This window comes from Nocardia yunnanensis (assembly GCF_003626895.1).
Classification (GTDB): Bacteria; Actinomycetota; Actinomycetes; order Mycobacteriales; family Mycobacteriaceae; genus Nocardia; species Nocardia yunnanensis.
This window is the reverse complement of sequence record NZ_CP032568.1, coordinates 1,713,652-1,738,833: the sequence shown is the minus strand read 5'-3', so window position 1 is coordinate 1,738,833 and position 25,182 is coordinate 1,713,652. Positions and strand designations below refer to the sequence as shown.

The 25,182-nt window shown below is 69.8% G+C and carries 18 protein-coding genes; 9 read left to right on the top strand and 9 right to left on the bottom strand.

Translation table 11 applies throughout. The features are described from left to right. Nucleotides 1–34: 34 nt before the first annotated feature. Nucleotides 35–961 carry a PDR/VanB family oxidoreductase gene (locus D7D52_RS07930; RefSeq protein WP_120735728.1) on the bottom strand — a complete coding sequence of 309 codons (927 nt, stop codon included), beginning with the start codon at nt 959–961 and terminating at the stop codon, nt 35–37. A 169-nt stretch (nt 962–1,130) separates the two neighbouring features. Here D7D52_RS07930 and D7D52_RS07925 point away from each other — a divergent pair, with 169 nt between their 5' ends. The 8 genes from D7D52_RS07925 to D7D52_RS07890 are packed head-to-tail and all read left to right on the top strand — an operon-like array spanning nt 1,131 to nt 8,975. Next, nucleotides 1,131–2,291 carry an acyl-CoA dehydrogenase family protein gene (locus D7D52_RS07925; RefSeq protein WP_120735727.1) on the top strand — a complete coding sequence of 387 codons (1,161 nt, stop codon included), beginning with the start codon at nt 1,131–1,133 and terminating at the stop codon, nt 2,289–2,291. 59 nt (nt 2,292–2,350) lie between these two features. Beyond that, nucleotides 2,351–2,878, top strand: a complete 528-nt coding sequence (locus tag D7D52_RS07920; protein ID WP_120735726.1) for a YiiD C-terminal domain-containing protein — start codon at nt 2,351–2,353, stop codon at nt 2,876–2,878. Further along, complete coding sequence (locus tag D7D52_RS07915; RefSeq protein ID WP_120735725.1) at nt 2,875–3,777, top strand: alpha/beta hydrolase family protein; 903 nt, start codon at nt 2,875–2,877, stop codon at nt 3,775–3,777. The genes D7D52_RS07920 and D7D52_RS07915 overlap by 4 nt, the downstream gene beginning before the upstream one ends. 9 nt (nt 3,778–3,786) lie before the next feature. Then, the gene (locus D7D52_RS07910) at nt 3,787–4,929 is read left to right on the top strand and encodes an ABC transporter ATP-binding protein (protein ID WP_120735724.1); all 1,143 of its coding nucleotides are present in this window, start codon (nt 3,787–3,789) and stop codon (nt 4,927–4,929) included. Between the two features lie 35 nt (nt 4,930–4,964). Next, nucleotides 4,965–6,335, top strand: coding sequence for an ABC transporter substrate-binding protein (locus tag D7D52_RS07905; RefSeq protein WP_246023686.1), 1,371 nt, complete (start codon nt 4,965–4,967; stop codon nt 6,333–6,335). Continuing rightward, the gene (locus D7D52_RS07900; protein WP_120735722.1) at nt 6,332–7,186 is read left to right on the top strand and encodes a metallophosphoesterase; all 855 of its coding nucleotides are present in this window, start codon (nt 6,332–6,334) and stop codon (nt 7,184–7,186) included. Before D7D52_RS07905 ends, D7D52_RS07900 begins: the two co-directional genes overlap by 4 nt. A gap of 3 nt (nt 7,187–7,189) precedes the next feature. Continuing rightward, nucleotides 7,190–8,143 carry a carbohydrate ABC transporter permease gene (locus D7D52_RS07895; protein ID WP_120735721.1) on the top strand — a complete coding sequence of 318 codons (954 nt, stop codon included), beginning with the start codon at nt 7,190–7,192 and terminating at the stop codon, nt 8,141–8,143. Continuing rightward, complete coding sequence (locus tag D7D52_RS07890) at nt 8,136–8,975, top strand: carbohydrate ABC transporter permease (RefSeq protein WP_120735720.1); 840 nt, start codon at nt 8,136–8,138, stop codon at nt 8,973–8,975. Before D7D52_RS07895 ends, D7D52_RS07890 begins: the two co-directional genes overlap by 8 nt. A gap of 5 nt (nt 8,976–8,980) precedes the next feature. Here the strand turns inward: D7D52_RS07890 and D7D52_RS07885 are convergent, their stop codons facing one another. From D7D52_RS07885 to D7D52_RS07850, 8 genes are all read right to left on the bottom strand, one after another. Continuing rightward, a complete protein-coding gene (locus tag D7D52_RS07885) occupies nt 8,981–9,799 on the bottom strand; it encodes an amidohydrolase family protein (protein WP_120735719.1) in 819 nt (272 codons plus the stop codon). Between the two features lie 89 nt (nt 9,800–9,888). Next, nucleotides 9,889–11,454: a PfaD family polyunsaturated fatty acid/polyketide biosynthesis protein gene (locus D7D52_RS07880; RefSeq protein WP_120735718.1), complete on the bottom strand. Its 1,566-nt coding sequence runs from the start codon at nt 11,452–11,454 to the stop codon at nt 9,889–9,891. Next, on the bottom strand, nt 11,451–13,439 hold the full coding sequence (locus tag D7D52_RS07875) for a hotdog family protein (RefSeq protein ID WP_120743907.1): 1,989 nt from the start codon (nt 13,437–13,439) through the stop codon (nt 11,451–11,453). The genes D7D52_RS07880 and D7D52_RS07875 overlap by 4 nt, the downstream gene beginning before the upstream one ends. Then, nucleotides 13,436–19,555, bottom strand: coding sequence for a type I polyketide synthase (locus D7D52_RS07870; RefSeq protein ID WP_120735717.1), 6,120 nt, complete (start codon nt 19,553–19,555; stop codon nt 13,436–13,438). Before D7D52_RS07870 ends, D7D52_RS07875 begins: the two co-directional genes overlap by 4 nt. Before the next feature lie 39 nt (nt 19,556–19,594). Then, complete coding sequence (locus tag D7D52_RS07865) at nt 19,595–20,194, bottom strand: SGNH/GDSL hydrolase family protein (RefSeq protein WP_120735716.1); 600 nt, start codon at nt 20,192–20,194, stop codon at nt 19,595–19,597. Further along, on the bottom strand, nt 20,191–21,441 hold the full coding sequence (locus D7D52_RS07860; RefSeq protein WP_120735715.1) for an NAD(P)/FAD-dependent oxidoreductase: 1,251 nt from the start codon (nt 21,439–21,441) through the stop codon (nt 20,191–20,193). The genes D7D52_RS07865 and D7D52_RS07860 overlap by 4 nt, the downstream gene beginning before the upstream one ends. A gap of 7 nt (nt 21,442–21,448) precedes the next feature. After that, the gene (locus D7D52_RS07855; RefSeq protein WP_246023685.1) at nt 21,449–23,176 is read right to left on the bottom strand and encodes an AMP-dependent synthetase/ligase; all 1,728 of its coding nucleotides are present in this window, start codon (nt 23,174–23,176) and stop codon (nt 21,449–21,451) included. Between the two features lie 74 nt (nt 23,177–23,250). Further along, complete coding sequence (locus D7D52_RS07850) at nt 23,251–24,195, bottom strand: LysR family transcriptional regulator (protein ID WP_120735714.1); 945 nt, start codon at nt 24,193–24,195, stop codon at nt 23,251–23,253. A 409-nt stretch (nt 24,196–24,604) separates the two neighbouring features. Between D7D52_RS07850 and D7D52_RS07845 the strand changes: the two genes are divergently transcribed. Then, the gene (locus tag D7D52_RS07845; RefSeq protein ID WP_120743905.1) at nt 24,605–25,150 is read left to right on the top strand and encodes an HNH endonuclease; all 546 of its coding nucleotides are present in this window, start codon (nt 24,605–24,607) and stop codon (nt 25,148–25,150) included. Nucleotides 25,151–25,182: the final 32 nt, after the last annotated feature.

The window sequence follows — 25,182 nt, the reverse complement described above, 5'->3', positions numbered from 1 at the left end:
GTTCTTTCGCTTGGATTTCCTTGGGCTTCTCGCGTCACAGGTCGAGCACGAGAACATCTGAGACGGCCCGCGACACGCAGGGCATCAGGGTGGCGCCGGATTCCCGTTCGGCGGCGGTGAGCACCGAATCCCGGTGCTGCACTTCGCCTTCCAGCACCGGCGTCTCGCAGCTGCCGCACGTGCCCTCCCGGCAGGAGGTGACGACCGCGACGCCCGCGGCCTCGAGCACGTCGACGATGGAGCGGCCCGGCCCGACACGCAGCACCTGACCACTGCGTGCCAGGCGGACCTCGAAGGCGCGATCGACCCCGGTATCGACGCGCCGTGGCACGAACCGCTCGGTGTGCACGGTCAGGCCCCGGCGCGCGCCCTCGGCCTCGACGGCGTCGAGCAGCGGCGCGGGCCCGCAGCAGTACACGGTGGCGGTGGTGTCGGCGAGCAGCGCCGCCAGCGGCAGCAGCCCGGATTCGTTCTGCGGCACCAGGTTCACCCGGTCGTAGCGCGCCAGTTCACCGGTGAAGGCCAGATGCGCCCGGGTGCGCGCACCGTAGTGCAGGCTCCAGCGGGCGCCCGCCCGGGTGGCCGCCGCCAGCATCGGCAGAATCGGCGTGATCCCGATGCCGCCCGCGAGGAAGAGGTACTCCTCGGCGGCCCGCAGGGCGAAGTGGTTGCGCGGCAGCGACACTCGCAGCTCGGTACCCGGATGAGCGGTGCGGAACAAATGCGCGGACCCGCCCCGCCCGGCCGGCTCGTGCAGGATGGCGATGCGCCAGCGCCACCGCTCGCCGGGATCGCCGCACAGCGAATACTGCCGCACCCCGGCGGATCCGGCGTGCACGTCGATGTGGGCGCCCGGCGTCCAGTCCGGTAGCGTTCCGCCGCCACGCGCCGCCAGCTCGAGGGCGAACACGCCCTCGGCCACGTCGCGGCGGCCGGTCACCCGGACCATCAGCTCGGTCATCGCATCCCCTCGTCGGCCCGCGCAGCAGGCGGCACACGCGGTCTCGGTGTCGGGCTCAGCCTGTCCGAGACCGCCGCGTCGTCGGGGCGCGCACGCGGCAGTCGATTCGCCCGATAGGCATTGACGATCGCCCGCCCGTCGGATACGACACCCGTCCGACACTGACCCCATGAGCGCTGTGGCGGAACTGGTCGAGAAGACCAGCCAGTTCGTGATCGATCACGTCATTCCGGTGGAACGCGAGGTGGTGGCCGGCGGCCGGGTCACCGACGACGCGCTGCGGTTGGATCTGCAGAAGAAGGCCAAGGCGGCCGGGGTCTTCGGCCCGCTGTCGGATCCGCGGTACGGCGGCCTGGGCCTCGACACCCGCGCCCAGGCCGAGGTGCTCGAGGCGGCGGGCGCGAGCCTGCTGGGCCCGCTGGCGGTGAACGCCTGGGCTCCCGACGACGGCAATATCCACCTGCTGGCGCATGTCGCCGATCCCGAACAGCGCGAACGCTATCTGGCCCCGCTGGCCGCCGGCGACGTGCGCTCGGCCATCGCCCTGACCGAGCCCGCCCCCGGTGCGGGCGCCGATCCCCGCATGCTGCGCACCACCGCCGAGGAGACCGACACCGGCTGGGTCATCAACGGCGCCAAGCACTTCACCACCGGAGCCAATGGCGCGGCGTTCACCATCTGCGTGGCCATGACCTCCGACGGGCCCACCATGTTCCTGGTCGACCAGGACAATCCCGGTCTGCGCGTGGGTCGCCGGATGCCGACGCTGGATCACACCAGCGCCCCGGGCGGCCATTGCGAGGTCGAGTTCACCGACTGCGAGGTCCCCGAGTCCGCCGTACTGGGCGAGGTCGGGCGCGGCCTGGAGTTGGCGCAGGTGCGCCTCGCGCCGTCGCGGCTGACGTTCTGCATGAACTGGCTGGGACTGGCGGTGCGCGCCCAGCAGCTCACCGCCGACCACATCACCGGCCGGCACTCCTTCGGCGTGCCCATCGCCGAACACGGCATCGCCCAGGGCCTCATCGCCGACAACGAGATCGACATCGCCGCCGCGCGCGCCCTGATCCGCGCGGTCGCCGACACCATCGACACCCACGGCCCGAGTTCGGCGCAGGCCCGGCACGAGACCTCCATCGCGAAAACCTTCGTCTCCGAGGCGGTCTGGCGGGTGCTGGATCGCGCGGTGCAGCTGCACGGCGGGCTCGGCGTCTGCGAGGACCACCTGGTGGCCCGATTCCTGGTGGAGGCCAGGGCCTTCCGCATCTACGAGGGGCCGTCCGAGGTGTTGCGCTGGTCGATCGCCCGCCGGGTACTGCGCGGACCGCGCTGAGACCCCGATCGTCGCGCCGAGACGCCGTTCACCGCCCGCCTCACCGAAGGGAATTCCGCATGACCACCCGCACCCTGGCCGGATTCGCCGCCGCCTACCCCGAATTGGACCCCGACGCCGTCGATTACGAGTACCTGCGCGCGATCTCGCAGCAGCTGGTGCCGTTCGGCCGCCACGTCGGCACCCTCGTCACCGAGGTCGGACCCGACCGGGCCGTGGTCGAGATCCCGGCGGTGGACGAGGTCCGCAATCACATGTCCACCGTGCACGCCGGCGCCCTGTTCACCGCCGCCGACATCGCGGGCGCGGCGGCCTTCGTCGGCGCGGCGGCGGCGCGGCTGTTCACGATCGAACGCCTGGTGCTGCGCGGCGGCACCGCCGCCTACCGCAAACCGGCGCAGGGCCGCATCCGCGCGGTCGCCACCGTCGATCAGCGCGAACTGGCCGATATCCTGGCCGCCACCGCCTCCGCCCGGTTCGAGCTGTCGGGCAAGGCGATCCTGCTCGACGACAACGATATTCAGGTCGCCAAGTTCACCTTCGACTACGTGTGCGACGTGGTCATCGCCGAGGCGGACGCGCGATGAGCGACGCGACCACCGCGACCCCCGAATTCCGCTCGGATTTCACCACCTTGGAAAGCACCCGGGTCGAGCCCACCGACGGGGTCGCCTTCACCGTCCGGTTCCTGCCCGCTCAGCGCGCGGACGCGCCGGTGGTGCTGATCCTGCCCGCCATGGCGATGAAGGCCAAGAACTATTTCGCCCTCGCCAAAGCCCTGCACGCCCAGGGCCTTTCGGTGGCGACCTGCGATCTGCGCGCACACGGCGAGTCCACCCCCAAGCTGGGTGAGCACCGCGACTTCGGCTACCGCGAGATGCTCGAGACCGACCTGCCCGCCCTCGTCACCGCCGTCGAGCAGCGCTTCCCGGGCGCGCCGATCCACCTGTTCGGCCACAGCCTGGGCGGCCAGCTGGCGCTGCTGTTCACCGCCGCCGAGCCCGACCGGATCGCGGGGGTCACCGTCCTCGGCACCGGCACGGTGTTCTGGTGGGCGTTCGGCCCGCGCCGCTGGTGGGAGGCGCTGAGCCAGATCCAGTGGATCGGTCTGGTGTCGCGGTTCAAGGGCCACTGGCCCGGCGGCGTGCTGATTCCGGCGCCCATGCCCGGCGGCGTGATGATCGACTGGTCGGTGCACTCGCTGACCAGCTACTACCGCCCCCGCGGCAGCAAGCGCCGCTACAACTCGCTGCTGACCGCCCTGCGAGCGCCGGTGCTGGTCATATCGCTGTCCGAGGACGTGCTGGGGCCGAAATCCAATGTGGACTTCCTGGTTTCGCGCATGCCCGCCGCGCGGGTGAGCCGCTGGCACATCGACGAGAACTCGACCGTCGCGCACCGCGACCACTTCCTGTGGGTCAAGGACGCGCCCGCCATCGCCGCCGGCGTGGCGGCTTGGATCACGACCGGCGCCGCGCCGGCCTGAAGGAGAACAGTGGCCCGCTTGCAGATCGACGCGGTGTCGAAACGATTCGACGCCGACTACGCGGTGCGCGAGGTGAGCCTCGATATCGCGGATGGGGAGTTCCTGGTGCTGCTCGGCCCCAGCGGGTGCGGCAAATCCACGCTGCTGCGCATGATCGCGGGCCTGGAGCAGCCGTCGCAGGGGCGAATCCTGTTGGACGGCAACGACATCACCCACGAGGTGCCGCAGCAGCGAGACCTCGCCATGGTGTTCCAGAGCTATGCGCTCTACCCGCATCTGACGGTCGCGAAGAACATCGGATTCCCGTTGCGCGCCCGCCGTACCCCCCGCGCCCGGATCGCCGAGCGGGTCGATCAGGTGGCGCGCACGCTGGAGTTGTCGGCCCTGCTGGACCGTCGCCCCGCCGCGCTGTCGGGTGGTCAGCGGCAGCGAGTCGCGCTGGCGCGGGCCATGGTTCGCGATCCCGGCGCGTTCCTGATGGACGAACCGCTGTCGAATCTGGACGCGAAACTGCGCAGCGCCACCCGTGCCGAGCTGATCGCCCTGCACCGGCGGCTCGGCGCCACCTTCCTGTACGTGACCCACGACCAGGTGGAGGCCATGACCATGGCCACCCGCATCGCCCTGCTCAATGCCGGCCGGGTGGAACAGGTCGGCACGCCCGAGGAGCTCTACGATCGGCCGCGCACCGCGTTCGTGGCCGGGTTCCTGGGCGCGCCGCCGATGAACATCTTTCCGGCAGAAGTGGTTTCGCACGCGGGATGCCTGCGCGTGCGCACCGACGGTGTCGACGCCGCCCTCGGCATCGATGCCGATGCGGTGGGCGGCCCGGGCGAAACCGGCGGCGGCACACCCGTTCTGGCCGGCGTCCGCCCCGAACGCCTGCGCATCGACCCGACCGCCACGGCGATGCGCGGCCGCGTGACCATGGTCGAGAACCTCGGCAGCGAGGAGCTCGTGCACGTCGCCGCGGGGGCGGTCCAGCTGTCGGTGCGCGCCACCCGGCCCGCCGGCGTCCAGGCCGGCGACGACATCGGATTGCGTTGCGACCCCGCCGATCTCCACCTGTTCGACCCGCACTCCGGCCTGCGCCTGCGCTGGCAGGAGCCCGCCCCGACCACCTCCGCCGAACCCGCGGCCTCGGTCGCCTGATCGCTTCGCACCACCACTCGATGAGGAGAACATTCGTGAAACGCACCGGCCCCGTCCTGGGCATGGTGTTCGCCGCCTGTCTCGCGCTGACCAGCTGCGGGCTGAGCGGTACCACCGCCACCGACGCCACGTCCACGGCCCAGGTGCCCGAACTGCGCCCCGACCAGAAGGTCTCGATCGTCTTCGAGTCCTACAACTACGGGCTCGCCGGCGCCTGGACCGATACCTTCAACGCGCTGATCGCCGACTTCTCCAAGAAGTTCCCCAATATCTCGGTGACCGCGCAGAAGCCGCAGGGCAACAGCCCCAACCCGGCCACCGACACCATCTCGAGCATCCAGAACCAGATGGTCGCCGGGCATCCGCCCGATGTCGCCCAATTGGGTTTCAGCGACCTGGATTTCACCGTTCACCAGCTCGGCGCCAAACCGCTGGACACCCTGTTCGGCAAGCAGGCGGTGCAGCAGAACTTCGACGGCGACAAATTCCACTATCACCCGCGCGCCCGCACCCTCGACGACTGGGACGGCCACACCTACGGTGTCCCGTTCGTGTTCTCGACCCCGGTGCTCTACTACAACGCGAGCCTGTTCACCCAGGCCGGGCTGGATCCGGCCAAGCCGCCGGCGACCTGGCAGCAGCTCGCCGACGACGCCAAGGCGATCACCGCGAAAACCGGTCAGGGCGGCGTCTACGTGGACTGCCTGACCAAGTCGGCCAAGGACTGGTGCTTCCAGTCCATGGTGCGCTCCAACGGCGGCCGGGTCATCTCCGACGACCGGCGCACCCTCGCCTACGCCGACGCCCCCAGCGTCGAGGTCACCAGGATGGCACAGGATCTGGTCACCTCCGGCGCCATGCCGAAGCTGGCGCAGAAGCAGGGTTACGAGGCGTTCGCGCGCGGCGAGATCGGCATGATCCTCGAGACCAGCGCCATTCAGGGCACGTTCGTGGCGGGCGCCAAGGACAAGTGGGAGCTGCGGTCGGCGGCCATGCCGCGCTTCGGCGACAAGACGCCGGTGCCCACCAATTCCGGTGCGGGCCTGCATATTCTGACCAACGATCCGGCCAAGCAGCGCGCCGCGTGGGAGCTGATCAAGTTCCTCACCAGTGAGCAGTCGTATGTGAGCATCGCCAAGAACATCGGCTATCTGCCGTTGCGCTCGGAGATGGTGACCGATCCGAACGTGCTGGGCGCCTGGGCCAACCAGAACCCGCTGCTGGCGCCGAACATCGCGCAGCTGGCCACCATGGAGCCGTGGGTTTCCATGCCGGGCAACGATTATCTGCAGATCCGCGACGGCATGATGGACGCCGTCGAGTCGATCGTGTTCCAGGGCAAGGACGCTCAGTCCACCCTCACCGCCGCCCGCACCGAGGGCGCCAAACTGATGCCGGCCTCATGAACGATCTCATTCTCGTCCAGCTCACCGACACCCACCTGCGCGCCGCCGGTGAGCAGGTCCTCGACGCCGTCGACACCCACGCCACCCTGCTGCGGGTGCTGGAGCGGCTGCGCACCGGCGGCCGGCGCATCGACGCGCTGCTGCTGTCGGGCGATCTCACCGACAACGGCGCGCCCGAGGCGTACCGACGGCTGCGCACGGCCGTCGAACCGGTGGCGGCCGAACTCGGCGCGCAGGTGCTGTACGTGATGGGAAACCATGACGAGCGTGCGGCTTTCGGTGCGGAGCTGCTGGACCTCACACCCCCGATCGACACCGCGCTGCCGCACGACCGCGTCTTCGACGTCGACGGCCTGCGCGTCATCGGCCTGGACACCACCACGCCGGGGCGCCACGACGGCCGTCTCGAACCCGAGCAGCTGGCGTGGCTGACCGAGCGGTTGCGCGTCCCGGCGGCCCGGGGCAGCCTGCTGGTGCTGCACCATCCGCCGCTGCCCTCGGCCATCCCGGCCGCCGAATTCCTCAAGCTGCGCAACGCCGATCAGCTGGCCGAGGTGATCGCCGGGACCGATGTGCGCATGATCGTGTGCGGGCACAACCACATGACCGCCGCCTCCGTGCTGGCCGGTGTTCCGGTGTGGGTCGGCCCGGCACTGGCCTACCGCATCGACGCCATGGCTCCCGCCGGACGCCAACAGGGTTTCGCCGGAGCGGGTTTCACGCGGCTGGATGTGGTCGGCGCGTCGATCATCGCGACCGCGGTGGAGGCGGGCCCGGCCGCCCGGCTCTACGACAAGGCCGACACCGAGGTGCAGGAGCGGCTGGCCGCTCTCGCGGCGGAGGCCGGCTGACCGGTGTTCGTCACAGTTCCCGACCAGGCCGCGCCGCCGGTGATCGCCGCGACACCGGCGGCGCGGCCGCATCGCGCCCTGCTGCGCCGCCTCGCGCGCGGCGCCACCCCGTATCTGTATCTCGCACCCGCGCTGTTCCTGCTGGTGGTGTGGACCTACCAGCCGCTGGGGCAGGCCCTGCAACTGTCCACCTACTCCTGGAATCTGCTGCCGACCCAGCCCATGCGGCCGGTCGGGACGACCAATTACGAACGGCTGATGAACCTTCCGGCATTCTGGGCGTCCGTGCGCCGCACCGGGTGGATGATCGCCGGGCTGCTGCCGTTCACGGTTTTGCTGCCGGTGGTGATCGCGCTGGTGAGCCGCCGGGTGGGCGCCCGGACCCGGACGGTCTATCACGCGTTGATCTTCGCGCCGTTTCTGGTCGCGCCCGTGGCGGTGGCCGCGGTGTGGCGCTGGCTGCTGCATCCGCGCACCGGCTTCGTCGACAGTGTGCTCGGCTCGCAACGCAATTGGGTCTACGACTCGAGCACCGCGCTGGGGGTGATCGTCGGCGTCACCGGCTGGCAGCTGCTCGGTTTCGCGGTGCTGGTGGTGTGGGCCGGCTTGGCCGGTATCAGCGGCGACTACGACGAGGCCGCCGCCGTCGACGGGGCCTCACCGCGGCAGATCCGGCGCTGGATCACCCTGCCGCTGCTGTCGCCCACCCTGGTGTTCCTGGTGCTGACCACCGTATTGCTCAGTCCCACACTGACTTTCCCGCTCATCGACACCATGACCCAGGGCGGGCCGGCGCAGTCCACCACCAATATCTACTACCTGCTCTACGAATACGCGTTCCACAGCTTCGACGCCGGTCTCAGCGCGGCGGCGGGTGTGCTGCTGTTCCTCGGGTTCGGAGTGATGGCCGCGGGCCTGGTCTGGATCTCGGAAAAGGTTGCCTTCCACGATGACTGAACCTTCGATCACTGATGCTTCCGTGCCCGATCGGCTGCGCGCCGCCGGCGGCCACGTGCTGCTGGCGGGCACGGCCGTCGTGTGCGTGTTCCCCATCTACTGGCTGTTCGCCACCGCGCTGCGCCGCCCGGAGGACGTCACGTCGCTGTCCCCGCTGCCGTGGCCGCTGTCACTGTCGAACTTCTCCCTCGCCGCGCACGAACTGAACATTCCCCGCTTGATCGTCAATACCTTTGTGGTGGCGACGCTTTCGGCGGCGGGTCAGCTGCTGATCGCGCTGCTGGCGGCGTATGCGTTCGGGCTGTACACCTTTCGTTTTCAACGGCTGCTGTATCTGGCTTTCGTCGGCACCTGGCTGGTGCCCTTCCAGGTCAGCATGCTGCCCAACTACATTCTGCTGACTCGCCTCGGCCTGCTAGACACCCTGATCGGCACGGTGCTGCCGACACTGTGCTCGGCGCTGGCGGTGCTGCTGCTGCGCCAGCATCTGGCCGCTTTCCCGAAGGAACTGGTCGCCGCGGCCCGCATCGACGGCCGCTCGTCCTGGTCGATCCTGTGGACGGTGGTGGTGCCGAATCTGCGACCGGCGTTGGCGGCGTTGGGGATTCTGCTGTTCATCAACGCCTGGAACGAATACTTCTGGCCCGCCGTGGTGCTGCGCCGCTCCAATGCGGTGCTGCAACTGGGCCTGCGCAGCTTCATGGGCACCGAGGGCGACCAATGGGGCCCGCTCATGGCGGTCGCGGGCCTGGCCTGCCTGCCGGTGCTGCTGCTCTATCTGGTTCTGCAGCGCCACATCGTGAACGCGTTCGTGCGTTCGGGTTTGAAGTAGTGCGCTCAGCTCTCGGGCAGCGCGAACACGCGGCGGGCATTGCCGTCGAGGTACAGGGCTCGGGTCTCGTCGTCGAGACCCAGCTCGTCCAGCCCGGCCAGCGCGTGCTCGGGGAAGATCATCGGGAAGTTCGTGCCGAACAACACCTTGCGCCGGCCACTGCGAGTCTTCAGATACGAGACCAGTTCCGGCGGTAGCCGTTTGGTGGTGTAGGCGGAGGTGTCGATGACCACGCCGGGATGCTTGCGCGCGACCGCGATCATCTCCTCGGTCCACGGGTAACCGACGTGACCGCACACGATGGTCAACTCGGGGAAATCCAGCGCGATCCGGTCGATATAGGGAATCGGCCGGCCGGTCTCCGAGGGCCGCAGCGGCCCGGTATGGCCGACCTGGGTGCAAAAGGGGATACCGAGATCGACGCACGCGGCATAGAGCGGATAGAACCGGGCATCGGTAGGCGGCACTTCCCACAGCCACGGCAACACCCGCAAGGCTTTGAACCCCTGATCCCGCACACAACGCCGCAGCTCACGCACCGCCTCCATCGGCCGCCGCAAATCCACCGAGGCAATGCCCGAAAACCGATCCGGCGCTTCGGCGACCCACCCGGCCACCTCGTCATTGGAGATGAGCACCCCCTCCGGCGCACACCAGGCCGACAGCAGCGCATGATCCACCCCCGCCGCATCCATCGCAGCAAGCGTCGTTTTCACCGGAATATCCCCCGCGGGAATAGCCCCGGTCCACCGCCGCAACGAATCGAACATCTCATGAGCGAGAAACCGCGCTGTCGGATGCTGCGCCCAAGCGTCAACGGTCATCTACCGACTCCTTCGCATCACTGACGGCCGCCCTCCATCATCCCCCTCCCCCCACTGGGCGGCCGTCGTACTCCGTGAGCACCCGATTGTCATCGCGTGTCCGGGCGGCGGGGGTGGTAGTGGGTGGCGGGGGTGGGGAGGCGTACGCCGGCGGTGCGCAGGTGGGCTACGCGGGTCAGGTAGGCGGCGCCGGTCATCAGGTGGACGGCGATGTCGGTTACGGTGCGGTGGGCGGGATCGGCGAGGTGGGTGTCGGCTGCCCAGGTGTTGAAGGCGCCCATGGCGGGGCCGCACCAGATTTGGTAGTCGGCGGTGCGGTCGGCGGCGCCGCGGATGCTCCAGCCCGAGGACAGGCCGAGGTACCAGCGGAAGATCAGTGCCATGCGGGATTTGGGGTCGCGCTCGGCCGAAAGCAGTTGTGCGGGATCGCGTTCGGTGAAGAACGCGACGCAGTCCTGCCATACGGTGTGCAGGGGGCGGCGGAACAGGGTGGCTTCCAGGTCGGCTCGGACGGCGGCGGGGATGGCGTCGATGCCGTCGTGGGTGCGGTAGAGATCGTAGAGGCGTTGGGCGCGAGTGGCGAACATGGTGCCGCGTCGCAAGACCTGGACCTGGACGCCGAGTTCGAACATGTCCGAGGACGGGGCCATCACGCAGTCCGCGAATTGCGCGGTCGCCAGCAGGCGTTTGGTGGACTCGCACTGATTCGCTTCGCGGGCGGCCTGATTCACCGAACCGGTGACGATGTAGGCGGCGCCCATGGCGAAGGCCGCCGCGGCGGCGTCGGGGGTGCCGATGCCGCCCGCCGCGCCGATCCGGACCGAGGCGGCGGCGGGCACGGTGCGTGCGACGCGGTCGCGGGCGGCGACGAGTTCGGGCAGCAGCACCGTCAGGGGGCGGCGGTCGGTGTGGCCGCCCGAGTCCGCTTCGGCGGTGATGTCGTCGGCCATCGGCACCCGGGTGACCAGCTCGGCCTGCGCGGCGGTGATCCGGCCGCTGTCGACCAGCCCGGTCACCAGGCGCTGCGGGGCGGGCCGCAGGAACAGTTCGGCCACCTCGACCCGCGACACCTTCGCGATGATCCGGTGCCGGATCTCGATGCCGCCCTGCGGATTCGCCGCGAGCCCGGTGGCCCGGTAGCGCACCACCTCGGCGGTGAGGTCCATGAACGCCGACGCCTCCACGCACCGCACGTCGTGGCGCAGGCAGGCATCGACGATGGCGCGTTCCAGGGCCGGTTCGGAGGGGCTGTGGATCAGGTTGACCGCGTAGGGTTTTCCGCGCAGCCGCGCCGACAGCCGAGACAAGGCGGCCTCGACGCCGGCGGGCGGCACGCCGGCCGCCCCGTAACTGGCGAGGTAACCCGCCTCGGCCATGGCGATCACCAGTTCGGGCGAGGCGATGCCATTGGCCATGGCGCCGGCCGCGTAGGCGGCGCGCACCCCGTGGGTGGCGCGAAAGGCACTGTCGCCCAGTCGTTCCGGGGGCAACGGGCCGACCGCGGCGAGGATCTGCGCGCGCGCGGCCAGATCCTCGTCGGCCGTGGCGGCGATCCGGCCGTCGTGCCGGACGATCCAGCACGGCCGGTCCAGGTCGCCCAGCAGCGCGGCGATCTCCTCGGCCGTCTCGGCGACCGGATTGCGAAGGGTGGTCACGACAATGCCTTTCGGTCGGCGAGTTCGACCGACAGGTCGATCAGCTCGTAGATGCGCAGGCCCGGCTTCCACAGCGAACCGTCCACCACCACGGTGGCGCCGTGCGGCCCGTGGTGCACCGACTTGATGTGCGCCTCGAGCTCGACCGTGCCGTCGGTGGGCAGGAATTGCCCGCGATAGCGCCAGCTGAAGGCGATGTCGCGGGGAATCCGGAACACCGGATCGGCCATGCCGTCGGCGAATCCGGCGTCCAGCATCCACTCCTGGACCGCGTGAATGACGGACTCGACGCCCAACGAGCCGGGGATCACCGGGTCCAGGTGGAAGTGGCGAGCGAAGAACCAATCCCGGGGATCGATGGTGCGCAGCGAACGCAGGTAGCCGGCACCGTAATTGCCGCCCCCGTCGACCACCTCGACCCGGTCGATGAGCGCCAGTGTGCGCCGCGCGCACGCCCGCGACCCGGGATCGGCGCGGCGCGCGGCCACGTCGATGACGCGGGTGGCGGTCTCGGGATGTTGCGACAACCAGCTCGGCACATACCGTCCCGCGTCCAGTCCGGTCTGGTTGGCCAGCGCCTGATCACTGAAATAGCCGAACATGGTTTCGCCGCGATAGAACGGCTCGCCGTCGACGCTGAGGGTGTAGTCGAAGGTCTGCAACGAGGAACCCGGCAGGACAGTGGTCGACAGCAGGCGCGAGGACTGCTGAATCGTCTTGCCGCGCAGGTCTATCTGTCGAAGCACCGTGGCGGTGCCGCCCAGGTTGCGCAGGCTCAACGTGGCGCCGGGCTGGGTCAGCGTCGGACCGGCGTAGTAGCCCATGAGCAACGCGGCCTGCAACGAGGTCTCCATGTAGACGAAGTGCGGCATGGAGTCGTTGGCGGTATCGCCGTAGTACCAGGAATCGGCCGGTGAATCGTATTCGGTGTCGTAGGAGGCGGATTCGAGGTTGCCGCGCGCGCCGTCGAAGCGCAGGACTCGATCCACCAGCAGCAGGCCGCCGGTCGGCAGGCGGGTCGCCCGCACACCGGTGTACTCGGCGAATTCCGGACCCATGGCGATGGCTTGGTCGCCGCGCGCGAGATGCGCCATGTGGAATTCGTTGAGCAGCACCCGCGGTACCGCCTGACCGGGTCCGACTTCCGCGCCGAGTCGTTCGGCCACCATCGCGGTGACGTCCAGGGTCTGCCCGCCGTCGAGGGTGGCGGTCGCCTGGAGGAATGGGCGAGGCACCAGATCGAGCCGCTGCACCACCACATCGACGGTGCCGCTACCGAATCCGGTCTCCGTGTCGCCGACGCCACCGGTGAGCGTGCTGCCCGACAGGCACAGTGGCATCCCCGTGTAGAGAGCGAAGACCTCCGCCGCCTGGAGCGCGGCCGCCCGGGGATCTCCGTCGAAAGTGGCGACGACCCGGCCGTTCCCGGTGCCGCCGTACAGTTCGATCGCGGTCACCTCGGTCAGTGTGAGCGGCGTGGTGGCCGCCAGTCGCGCGGTCACCTCCACCCCGATGCGGCGGTGTGTGTCGCCGAAGACCGCACTCATCTCCGTCGAAGACAGCAACCTCAGGGCCGCGCCGTCGAGACTCGAAACATGCGTGCGGGCAAGCGGTTTGAACGCGCCCTCCGCCGCATGCCTGACCGGTTCGACCGGTCGAATCCCAGTCACCGCGGCCGCAGCCGAGTCCGCGACCTGCCCGGCCTGCGCGGCCTCGCTGCCTCGCGCACGCCGCCACACCTCGCGCTGCAGGGCGGTCTGCGCATCGAGGGCCGCGCGGTGGGCCTCGATGACGCCCGCCCGGATCTGCGCGATCGCCGCGGCGGCCACCGGATGCACGGGCGCGTCGCCCTCGGGTTGTTCCGTCTGCGTCCGTGTCGGCTGCGGGGCCGGAACGGGCTGCGGGGCAGCCGGTTCGGGCGTGGGCACGACACGGCGCGTGCCCGTCGGATCGAAGGCGATACCGTCGAAGTCGAGAGTTGTCATGCCGTCCACCGCCTCACCGAGGTCTTGAACTTCTCCGTCAGATCGGGTGTCGTGAGTACGGCGACATCCGAGAACCGTTGCAGCACTGAGCCGTCGAGAGACAGTGCGGTGGCGTCGATCAGGGCTTCCATTCGGCTCGCCCGAGGGTTGTCGACCACCACCAGGAAGGGTTCGCCGGACGGCAGCGGCCGGTGGTAGTCGATCCGGCCGACACCCAACGGCAGGCAGGCCGCGCCGAGCAGCCGGTGACCGAGCACCAGTGAGGCTTGCAGGATCAGATCGGCTCGGACCGGATCGTGCAAGCGGCCGGCGAAACTGCCGTGCGCCACCGGATCCGCGGCCAGCGCGCATTCGAGAACGACCGCGTCATCGTTGATCGAGCGCACCTCCCGTAGCCCTTGCAGAGCGGGCCCGTGGAATTCGATGCCGTCACGGTAGAGGTAGCTCGCGTCCCTGCCGGGTCCGATCGGAAGCTGCTGCCGGGCAGCGCGTTCCGGCTCTGCACCGAGCAGCAGGGTGGCCTGGAAGCGGGCCGCAGCGTCACCGAAGACGGTGGCCCGCAACGCGGTGCGGCCGTCGATGTCCGCGACCGGCTCGAGTTCCACTTCGATGCCCGGAATCGGATGGTCGAACACCAGGCCCTTGAGCACCTGAAAACCGCGTACTCCCCACACGGTCCGGCTCGGCCGGGTGCGTTCGGCGAGGTTCACCATGGCACCGAGTCCGAAGGTCGCCGGCAGCACGATGTGCTCACCGATCCGGTGGGCGTCGATCACCGGCTCGGTCACGAGTTCGGTGATCCCGCGCCGGGCCCGCAGGGTGGCGGGCTCGGCGCTCGCCTCCGAGAGAGCGGTGGCGGAGCCGATCAGCAGCACCGGTTCCGGCCGGCGAGCGGCCGAGAACTGGGCGGTGAACGCGGCCGCCCCGGCGGCCGGAGCCACGAGTGGCACACCGCGCGATCGGAAGTGCTCGCGCAGTTCCGGAGTCACCATGCCGCCGTCCCACGCGCCCCAGTCCAGGGCGGTGACCCGTCGTTCGGGATCCTGCGCGCCCCAGCTGACCGCGAACCGGCCCAGCGCCTCGTTGGCGGCCGCGTAATCGGCCTGCCCGGTGTTACCGAACAGCCCGGCCACCGAGGTGAACAGCACCAGATGCCGAATCTCGCCCGCCGCTTCCAGTACCGCCGCCAGCCCGGCCAGTTTCGGTCCGAGCACACGCCCGATGGATTCGACCGTCTTGTCCGCGATGAGTGAATCCGCGAGCACCCCGGCCCCGTGCACCACGCCGGTGATGGGGCCACGCGAGGCCGCGACCGTCTGGCCGGGCGCGGACATGTCAGGTGCGGGGTCACGCCACGGTGCGAGCGCGGCGCTCAGTGCCGCGGGGTCGGTGGCATCGACCGGCCGATAGTCCGCTCGATCGCCCAGTTCGGCCAGGGTGGCGCGAATTTCGCGCATCGCCCGGATCCGTGCGCAGGCACTGTCGATCTCGCGCGGCGTGACGCCGGTCCCGGCCAGGGCGCGCACCGCGGCCGGCTTGAGGTCGGCGTCGGCGCGGCCGGCCGCCCACTGCGGCTCCTCGTCCAGTTCGGTGCGGCCCAGCAGGACGAAGCGGCAGGCGCTGGCACGGGCCAGTGCGAGCACGCAGGTCGCGGTGACGCCGCGGGCGCCGCCGGTGACCACGAGGGTGTCCGCTTCGGTCAGCAGCGAAGGACCGAAATCGGTTCCCGCACGGAGGATCTCGACGGTCCTGGCGTCGCCGTGCCGGCTGGGTACCGGGGTGCGGCGAGCGCCGGCGGCGTCCACGCCGACCTCGAGGGTGTCGATCGCGGCATCGCAGAGTTCCTCGAGCACCAGCTCCGCCAGCCGGTGCGGCAGCACCGCCGGGTCGATGTCGAGGGCGCGGCAGAACAGCGCGGGCTGTTCCGCCGCAAGGGTTTTCACCACCCCGCCCAGACCACCCAGCAGCGCCGCCACCGGCTGCGCGTCACCACGGAAGCCGAGATGGCCGTCGAGCCGGGTGATGGTCGCGAACCCGGCCCGCCCGGACGCCGCCCGCAGCCGCGGCAGCACCCGCCCGGCCACCAGGATGGCGTCGGTCAGAATGGCTTGTGCCCGTGTCCATTCGGTCGCTACCCCGGCGACCACAACACAGGTATCCACCGGCGTTGTGCCGGTGACGGCTTCCGGGTCGGAGACCCGCCGCACCGACCAGCTGCGCGCCCGCAACAGCTCTTCGAGGGCCTCACAATCGGTTTCGGCGGACTCGTCCAAGCACACCAGCACGGCGTGCCCGGCCGGGCGGCAGGGATCCACGGCCGGATCCACCGGCGGCAACTCGACGAGCTCGACGACATGCCGCGGCGTTTCGGCCGCGGCCTCAGCTTTTGGGTGGACATCACCCCCGGCCAGCTCGCCCACGATCTGATCGAGCGTGCGCAACGTGCCCAGTTGCTCGGGCCCCAGCACCGGCAGCTCCGGGAATCGTTCCTGCAAAGCGCCGATCACCTGCACCCGCTTGATCGAATCCACCCCCAGATCCGCCTCCAAATCCATCGTGGTGTCGACCATCTCGACCGGATAGCCGGTTTTGTCGGCGACCACCTCCCGCAGCGCCTGGCGCAATGCGTCGGCCGACAGGGCGGCGGGAGCGGCGGGAGCGGCGGGAGCGGCGGGAGCGGGCGGCGTAACCGCCACGGCGGCAACCGTCTTCGTCTGCGGGGGTGTGATCGGCGCGGACTGCATTGCGGGGGCTGCGGGTACGGCAGCCGGGGCCGGCACGACCGGTGCCGCGGCCGGGGCGGTCAGAGCCGCGGGTGCGCGGTGCTCCACGGCGGGAGCGGTCACAGCCGAATCGAGGTAGACCGGGACCGCTTGCGCGTGAGTCACCGTCGACCCGCCCTCCAGTTCGGCCAGCTGCGCGACCACATCGCCTGCGCGCGAATGGCTCTCACTGATCGCCACCCCATGGTCCTTGACCGCTTCGATGGCGCGGACCAGCAGTTCGTCCACCTGGCCGTGGCGCAGCGCGCCCGCGAGGTCACGAGCCAGCTCGAGCTGGCCGTCGAGGTAGTGGCGGTGGGTGTGCAGATGCTGCACGAGCGCGCTGTCCAGCGCACCCGGCGTGGGAATGCGGTACTGCGGTTCCGCGGACACGTGATTCTCCAGACTTCTGAGGGAAAGCGGCGGTTGGTTCGAGGCGTCCACGGTGGCCACAGCGACTGCCGGGCGCTCGACGCCCTCCTGTGCGGGGCCGTGAGAGCCGTTGCGGTCGTGGCCTTTCGCGGCGGGGGCGAGGACCGACAGTCGGTAATCGTCGGCCAGCGCGGCGGCGTAGGCGGTGCGGCGAGAGTCGGGCACGTACTCCGGGGCCGAGAGGGTAACGGCCATGGCGGGTTTCTTGGCCGGGGCGGCGGGCGGGGCCGCGCTGTGGCGGTTGAGGCCGCGCAGGTCGAAGCCGAGGACAGCCAAGCGGACGGCGGCGCGTTTGAGGGTGAGGTCGCCGTTGCCGATGGGACCGGAGTCGGTGGGAATGGCGATGATCTCGTCGCCGAAAGTGCGGCGAACCAGGGAGGTCAGTACCTGTTTGGGGCCGAATTCGACGAAGACCGTGCAACCGTCGGCGCGCATGGCCGTCAATGCGTCGTGGAACTCGACCGGATTGCTCAGCTGCGCCGTCAGGGTGGCCCGGTTGCCGTCGACGTCCGCGCCGTAGATCGCACCGCGAGTGTCGGCGTACACGGTCGCGTCCGGTGCGCCGATCTCGATCTTCTCCACCGCCGCGCCGAACGCCTCCACCGCGTGGCCCACATAGGGCGTGTGGAACGCCCCCGACACCGGCAACTGCCTTGTGATCCAACCCTTTTCGGTGAACCTCTCGGTGGCGGTGGCAATCGCGTCGGTGCCACCGCCGACCACCACCTGATCGGGCGCATTGTGGTTGCAGATCCACACGTCGTCGATCTCGGCGATGACCCGTTCGATGTCCTCGCGCGCCGCGCCGACGGCGATCATGGTGCCGGCTTCGACACCCTCGGGCACCGCCATGGAAGCACCGCGCGCCCGTGCGAGGGTGAAGAAGTCCTCGGTGGCGAGGGAACCGGCGGCCCACAGCGCGGTCAGCTCACCGAAGCTGTGGCCCAGGTAGCCGTCGGCCCGGAACCCGAACTCCCGCAGCACCCGGAACTGACCGGCCGCCAGCGCACCGATGGCGGGCTGCGCGAATTCCGTTCGCCGCAGCGCGTTCTCCTGCCGGGCACGAGTCTCGTCGTCGAAGGCGGGCGGCGGGAAGACCACCGATCCGAGCCGGACCGGCGCGTCGGCGAAGGCGGCGTTGGCCGCGTCGAACGCCGCGCCGACCGGCGGATTGTTCAGGGCCGCATCGGCTCCCATGTCGACGTACTGGCTGCCCTGCCCCGCGAACAGCGCCCCCACCTTCCGGTCGGGCAGCGGCGCGGCACGGAAGTACACGCCTTCGGGGTGATCCCAGTGCGGCGCTTCGGGATTGCGGGTCAGCTCGTCGACCACCAGCGCCCGCAGATCCGCAGCCGCCTCATCGTCCACCGACACGAACCCGACGCGCGCGTGCCCCTCGGGAATGTCGCCGCCGTCGCCGCCCGCGGTGCCGCGCACCGCCTCGATCAGGCTCGCCACGTCCGGCGCATGCCACAGGTGTGCGCGCGGCGTGCGATGCAGCACCGGGTTCCGCTCGCCGTCGGCCTCCTCGAGCACCAGGTGGAAGTTGGTGCCGCCGAACCCCATTGCGGACGCGGCGGCCCGGCGCACGGGACGCCGCGGATCCAGAATCCACGGCCGTGTGCGCGAGTTCACGTAGAACGGCGCGCTCTCGGCAGCGATCTCGGCATTGGGCGCGTCGACATTGATGGTGCCCGGCAGCACCTTCTGATGCAGCGCCAAGGCCAGCTTCATGACGCTGGCGGTGCCCGCCGCGCCCTTGGTGTGCCCGATCTGGGACTTCACACTGCCCAGCGCCGCGAACCGGGCCTCCGAACTCGCGTCGGACAGCAGCCCTTTCAGCGCGCTCAGCTCGGTCTTGTCACCGACCGCGGTGCCGGTGGCGTGCGCCTCGATCAACTCGATGTCGGCGGGCGAGCAGTCGGCGTCGGCATACGCGCGATCCAGCGCCACCCGCTGGCCCGCGGCCACCGGCGCGTAGATGCTCTTGGCCCGGCCGTCGCTGGAGGACCCCAGCCCACGGATCACCGCGTAGATACGGTTGCCGTCTCGGCGGGCGTCCTCGAGCCGACGCAGCGCCAGCATCGAAATGCCCTCGCCCAGCAGCGTTCCGTCCGCGCCGGACCCGAACGGGCTGATCCGACCGCCGTGCGAGAGCGCGCCGACCTTGGAAAAGCACAGGTAGATGAAAATGGTGTTCTCGGTGTCCACACCGCCGGTGATCATCAGATCCGCGCGGCCGTCCCGCAGTTCGGCGATGGCGGTGCGGATCGCCGCCAGCGAGGCCGCGCAGGCCGCGTCGACGGTGCAGTTCATACCGCCCAGCCCGAGCCGGTTGGCCACCCGGCCCGCCACCACATTGGCGAGCAGGCCCGGGAACGAATTCTCTTCCCACGGTGCGAAAGCCGCAGTGAAGCGGTCCGCGATCTGATTCGCGTCGGCGTCGGAGAGCCCCACCGACCGCGCGGCCTCCTTCAGCACCGGCGTCGACAGCCGCGCCGCCAGCGGATGCATGAGCGGCACCGGTCCGGTGGTGCCCAGCACCACGCCGGTGCGCGCCGGGTCGTACCAGGACGACCCGGTCGCGCCCGCGTCGGCCAGCAGATCGCGCGCCACACCCAGGCTGAGCGTCTGCATGGTGCTCGTCACCTCGAGCTGATTGGGCGGCAGCCCGAACTCGAGCGGATCGAAATCGACCTCGGGCAGGAACGCCCCGCGCCGCGAATAGGTCTTGTCGGGCGTCGCCGGATCGGCGTCGTAGTAGTCGTCCAGGCTCCACCGCGAGGCGGGCACGTCCTCGGTGCAGTCCACACCGTCGACGATGTTCTGCCAATACTCTCGATGGTTACGGGCCTTGGGCAGCAGCCCCGACATCCCGACAATGGCAATCGGGTCGCGCGCGAGGCGTCTGTCATCCGTCACGGAAAATCCTCTCGAACCAGGTGTGGTGAGTCGGGTCGCTCAGGCGGCGACGATGGTGGCGGTGGTGGACGCGATGAGTTCGGCCGCCGCGGCGGCGAACAGGCGATGACCGGACGGGCTCGGGTGCAACCCGTCTTCGGTCCAGGTGCCGGCCAGCTCCCATTCGGGACGCGCCGACAGGTCCAGCAGCAGGACGCCGTGGGCGGCGGTGACCCGGGCCATGACCGCATTGGCGAAGGCGAACCGGTCACGCAGCAGGCCCCGGAAGTTCTCCGGAACCGGCAGGCGGGCGGGAATATCCGGATAGTCGGCCGTGAAAACCGTTGCACCGGTGGAGGACAACGTGCCGAACAGGGCATTCAGGTTGTCCTCGAACGCCTCCGGATCGAAGGCGCTCACCAGATCGTTGACCCCGGCGACCACGCCGTAGAGCCCGGCCCGCCCGGCCTGCGGCAACTGATCGCGCAGCACGTCACCGGTGGTCGCGCCGTGCACGCCCAGATTGCGGATCGCCCCCGGCCGCAACCCGAGCTGGCCGCCCAGCCGCGTCACCCATCCTCGGTATCCACCCGCCGCGGCCGGGTCGCCGCGGCCCTCGGTGAAGCTGTCGCCCAACGCGATCAGGCCCGGCGCGTTCACAGCGACGCCTCCGCCTTGGAGACGTGGCGCGCCGCCGCCGGGAAGTCGACCAGCTCGTACAGCTCGGCCAGCTCCTGCTCACCGAAGTACTTCTCCGGCGGGTACAGCCCGGCGATCAGGCCGAAGAACTTCTTGCTGTAGTCCGGGCTCAGGCTGGTCGCCCGGAACACCGAGTCGTAGTAGGGGGTCAGCGTCAGCTCGGAGATGCTCAGCGTCAGCTCGTAGGTGCTGGCGCTCTGGGCGTCGCGCTCACGCTGGTACTCGGGCAGGGTCTCCTCGAAAGACCGTCCGCCCGAGAGGCTTTCGTCGGCCAAGTCCGCCAGGAGCTGGGCATACTTGAACGAGTCGGTGATGCCCCACCCGGTGAACGGGTCCTTGTGGTAGCCGGCGTCGCCGACCAGCGCCCAGCCCGGGCCGAAGGACTGGCGGCGGTAGTTGTCGGGGTACAGCATGGGCCGGAAAGGCTCCACCCGCGTACCCGTATCCCGCAGGCGCGCACCGAGTTCCGGATCGATCCGGTCCACGATCTCCTGCACGCCGGCATCCGGGTCGGCGCGGAATTCGCGGAAGCGGTCCCGTTTGCGCATGACCGCGACCAGGTACTGGTCGTCATTGGTGGGCCAGGCCGCGAACTGCTGCTCGCCGAAACCGGTGCGGTGGTTCATCCCCCAGTCCAGGCCCTCGTAGTAGGAGTAGTAGACGAAGCACGCGGCCGGGGAACCCTCGTAGATCTGCGCGCCCACCTCCTTGGCCACCGTCGAACCGGAACCGTCGGCGCCGACGGTGAAGCGGGCCCGGAACTCCTGCTCCGGCCCTTCGCCGACGCGGCCGCGAATACCGGCGACGCGGTCGCCGTCACGCAGCAGCCCGGTCACGGTGAAGCCCTCGATCACCTCCACGCCCGCCTCGCCGGCGGCGTCGACCAGGATCTTGTCCAGTACGGTGCGCCGCGGGCAGTACACGGCGTCGATGCCGTCGGTCGACGGGTCGGCCATCCCGCGAATGTCGATGTCGGTGTAGGTGAAGTTCAGGTGCCGCACCGGCGGGCAGCCGGTGGCCACCACCCGATCGAGCAGACCCCAGGTCCGCAGCAGGCTCAGACCCGCCTGGTGAATGTAATGCGTGGACGGGGTGTCGCTGGGGAAATGCGCGCGGTCCACCGCCAATACCCGATAACCCTTGCGCGCCAGCAGCATGGCCAGCGGGGAACCCGAAACCCGGGCGCCGACAACGATGACGTCGTACATTCTCAATTCACTTTCGGTTCGTCGAGTAGAGGAGATCGATATCGGTCGAATAGATTTCCGCGATGGCCGCGCGCCGCAATTTCAGGGAGGCGGTCAACAACCCGTTGGCCACGGTGAAATCGCCTGCCACGATCCGGAATTCGCGAATGGATTCCGGCCGGGACACCAGCGAATTCGCGTCGTCCACGGCGCTCTGGATCGCGGTCGCCGGATCCTGGCCGGGATGCGCGAGCCGCCACGCCTCTGCGCGCTCGGCGTCGAGGGTGACCAGCGCGGCGACGAAGGCCCGGCCCTCCCCCACCACCATGCAGTTGCTGACCAGCGGATGCAGGCGCACCCGGTCCTCGAGCGGCGCGGGCGCGACGTTCTTGCCGCCGGAGGTCACCAGGATCTCCTTCTTGCGGCCCGTGATTCGCAGATAGCCGTCCTCGAGCACGCCGACGTCGCCGGTGTGCAGCCAGCCCGCGTCGTCCACCGCACGCTGCTCGCGCGCCGCACCCCAGTAGCCGGGCGACACGTGCGGGCCACTGACCAGCACCTCGCCGTCGGCCGCGATACCCACCGCGGTGCCCGGGATCGGCTTGCCGACGGTGCCGAGACGATTGGTCCGCGGCGCGCTGACCGTCACCGCGGTGGCCGCCTCGGTCAAGCCGTAGCAGTTCAGCACGACCGTGCCGAAGCCCGCGTAGAACCCGGCGGTCGAATCGTCCAGGGACGCACCGCCGGAGATCACGTAGCGCAGCCGGCCGCCCAGGGCGGCGGCCACCGGATCGCCGGACGCCTCCGGCGCGTCGGCGTGCTGCAACCGCAGCAGGCCCGTGACCACGGCGTCCTGCTCGGCCTCCGGAGTCAGCAGCGCACGGCAGTGCTTGCGAATCTTCTCCAGCGCGTAGGGAATCAGCGACAGGAAGGTCGGGCGCAGCCGCGCCAGCGCCGGCACCAGCTCCGGAATACCCGGCAGCAGATGGGTTCTCGCGCCGCCGAACAGGCAGGCGAACAGCATGGTCTGTCCGAACACGTGCGACAGCGGCAGCGCCAGCGCGGTGACGCCGTCGAAGAGCGCACCGGTCTGGCGGACCGTGTTGGCCGCGGAGACGTACATGTTGCGGTGGGTGATCATGCAGCCCTTGGACACTCCGGTGGTGCCGCTGGTGTAGACGATCATGGCCAGGTCGTCGGCGCGCACCGCCGCGATATGGTCGTCCAGGTCGGGCCGCACCGGTCCCCGCGCCCAGGCGCTGATCTCCGCGAAGGTCCACACCTCGCCCGCGGCGCGCAGTCGCCGTGCGTCGTCGGCGGTTTCGGCCGCCGCGTGCGCGCTGCCGCTGTCGGTGAGGATGTGCTCGATCTGGGCGGGCGAGGAGGTCGGATACACCGGCACCACCACCGCGCCGATGGCCAGCACCGCGCAGTCCAGCAGCGCCCAGGCCAGGCCGGTGCGGCCCAGCACCGCGACCCGGTCGCCGGCGACCACCCGCCGGTCGAGCAGCGCGGAGGCCACCGCGCGCACCTGCCGGTCGAGTTCGGCGCAGGTCAGGGGCTCGCCCTCACCCTCGGCGAGGGTCTCTCGACCGGGATGCCGGGCCGCCGCCGCGGCGACCATGTCGTACAGGCTCGCCGTGGCGGCCGGTTCGACACCGTCGCCGGTGTCCGATCGGGCGGCGAGCGCCGCCGCGGGGAAGGCGAAGCCGGAGTTCGTGACAGGCGTGGTGTTCGTGACAGGCGCAATGCTCACGAACTGAATTCTGCTGGGCCGCAATCATTCTCGTCGCGGCCCGACCGGCTTTCCTACCGCGCGAAAGTCATTGCCTATCGAATAGCCGCCACCGAAACCGGGCCGGGATCATCGAGTGGTGCCGGTTCCGCGGAATCCACACAATCCAGAAAAGCCGCCACCGCCGGATTGGTTTCCCCGGCCCGCCACACCGCGTACAAGTCCAGAGTGGGAACGGGATCCAAAAGCTTGACCGCCACCGAATTACTGCCCGGCGCACCCATGCCCATGGAGATCGCGCGCGGCAACGAGGCGAAACCGACGAGCGGACGCACCGACACCATGTGCGCCGTCGCACCCGGATCGTCGGCGTGGTGGGCCACGGTGAGCGAGATCCGGGTCTGGGCGGCGCACCGGAAGATGGTGTCGTACATGGCCGGACACTGTTCGCGGGCGAACAGCACACAGTCCTGCCCCTGCAATTCCGCGAACGGCACCCCGGGCCGGTCGGCCCAGCGGTGTCGCCGCCCCACCACCGCCACCAGGGGCACCCGATGCAGCAGCCGCCGGTAGCGGAACTCCGCGGTACTGGGGTGGCCGTACACCAGGGCGATGTCGAGCGAACCGTCCGACAGGGCCGCCAGCTGCGGCCCCGTGCGCTTCTCCCACAGCGAGACCACGATGTCGGGCCGGAGTTCGGTCATGCGCAGCAACGTCTCCGGTAGCACGTGCCGGCTGGCGGGCAGGTTGTATCCGATATTGAGGGTGCCCGCCCGGCCCTCCGCGGTGGCCTTGGCCGCGCGGGCGGCCCGGTCCATCTGGGCGACGATCTGACGGGCCTGCGATTCGAACTCGCGCCCGGCGGCGGTGAGCCGGACCTCGTGCGAATTGCGGGCCACCAGCTGAACTCCGAGCGACTTCTCCAGTTTCTGCAGTTGAGCGCTCAAACTTGGCTGGGTGAGGTGAAGGCGCTGCGCTGCGCGGCCGAAGTGCAACTCCTCGGCAATCGTGATGAACGAGACCAGATGTCGGAATTCCATAACGCGGCTCCCTCCGAGTACTCGTCACGGTAGCTTCGGCAGGTAACCGGCGATGAATCACATCCGCACACTCGCCGCCCGTCCGGTTACCTGCCTGTGAATCTCCGTTGTGATTCCGCTCTCCGTGGAACAATCCCGCACCCCCGTTCGTTGGCATGCTGGTGGGGGTCGAAGAAAATCACCACGACAACGGCAGGGCCGTTGTGCCACCATATGTTTCACCGAAGATCAGCCGACCGGCACCGGTCGTGACCAGCAGGAAGGAGGAGACGGCATTGATTCCGAAGTTCCCCGAACAGCGCGCCACGCGCGGCGACCGGTCCATGAGCCGTCTCCAGGCCGACGCGTAATAACGCGCCCCTTCCGCTTTCTTCCTGTTCGATCCCTTTCCCGAAACATGGTGACCCCCATGCTGTTCCGTCATGCCGAAGACCCGGAGATAACCACCGACAACTGGATACACGCCGGTGTGCTGCTGCTCAACGCCTCCTACGAGGCGCTGACCACCATCCGCGCCGAGCGTGCCGTGGTGCTGCTGCTCAGCGGCGCCGCCGAGTCGGTCACCGATCGGCGGCCGCACTTCCCGATCCGCTCGAAGCATCTGGAGCTGGTGCTGCCGGAGACCATCCGGTTGCAGCGCTACATCTACCTCGAGCACCGGATCCTCGTGCACGACGACGACAGCCGCGCCACCCTGCCCGCCATCCTGCGGCGTGATCGCTACCGCTGCGGGTACTGCAACGGCTGGGCGCGCACCGTCGACCACATCCGCCCGCGGTCCAAGGGCGGGCCCAATACCTGGGCCAACCTGATCGCCGCGTGCGGTCCCTGCAATGCGTACAAGGCGGACCGGACTCCCGAGGAGGCCGGCATGCGCCTGCTGTGGGAGCCCAAGGCCCCCAACGACAGAGAGCGGGCCCAGCGTCAGGTCTGGAAGGAACTGGCGGCCTCCTGAATTCGAGGGGGCGGGGGCCCGGTCTCCGAACC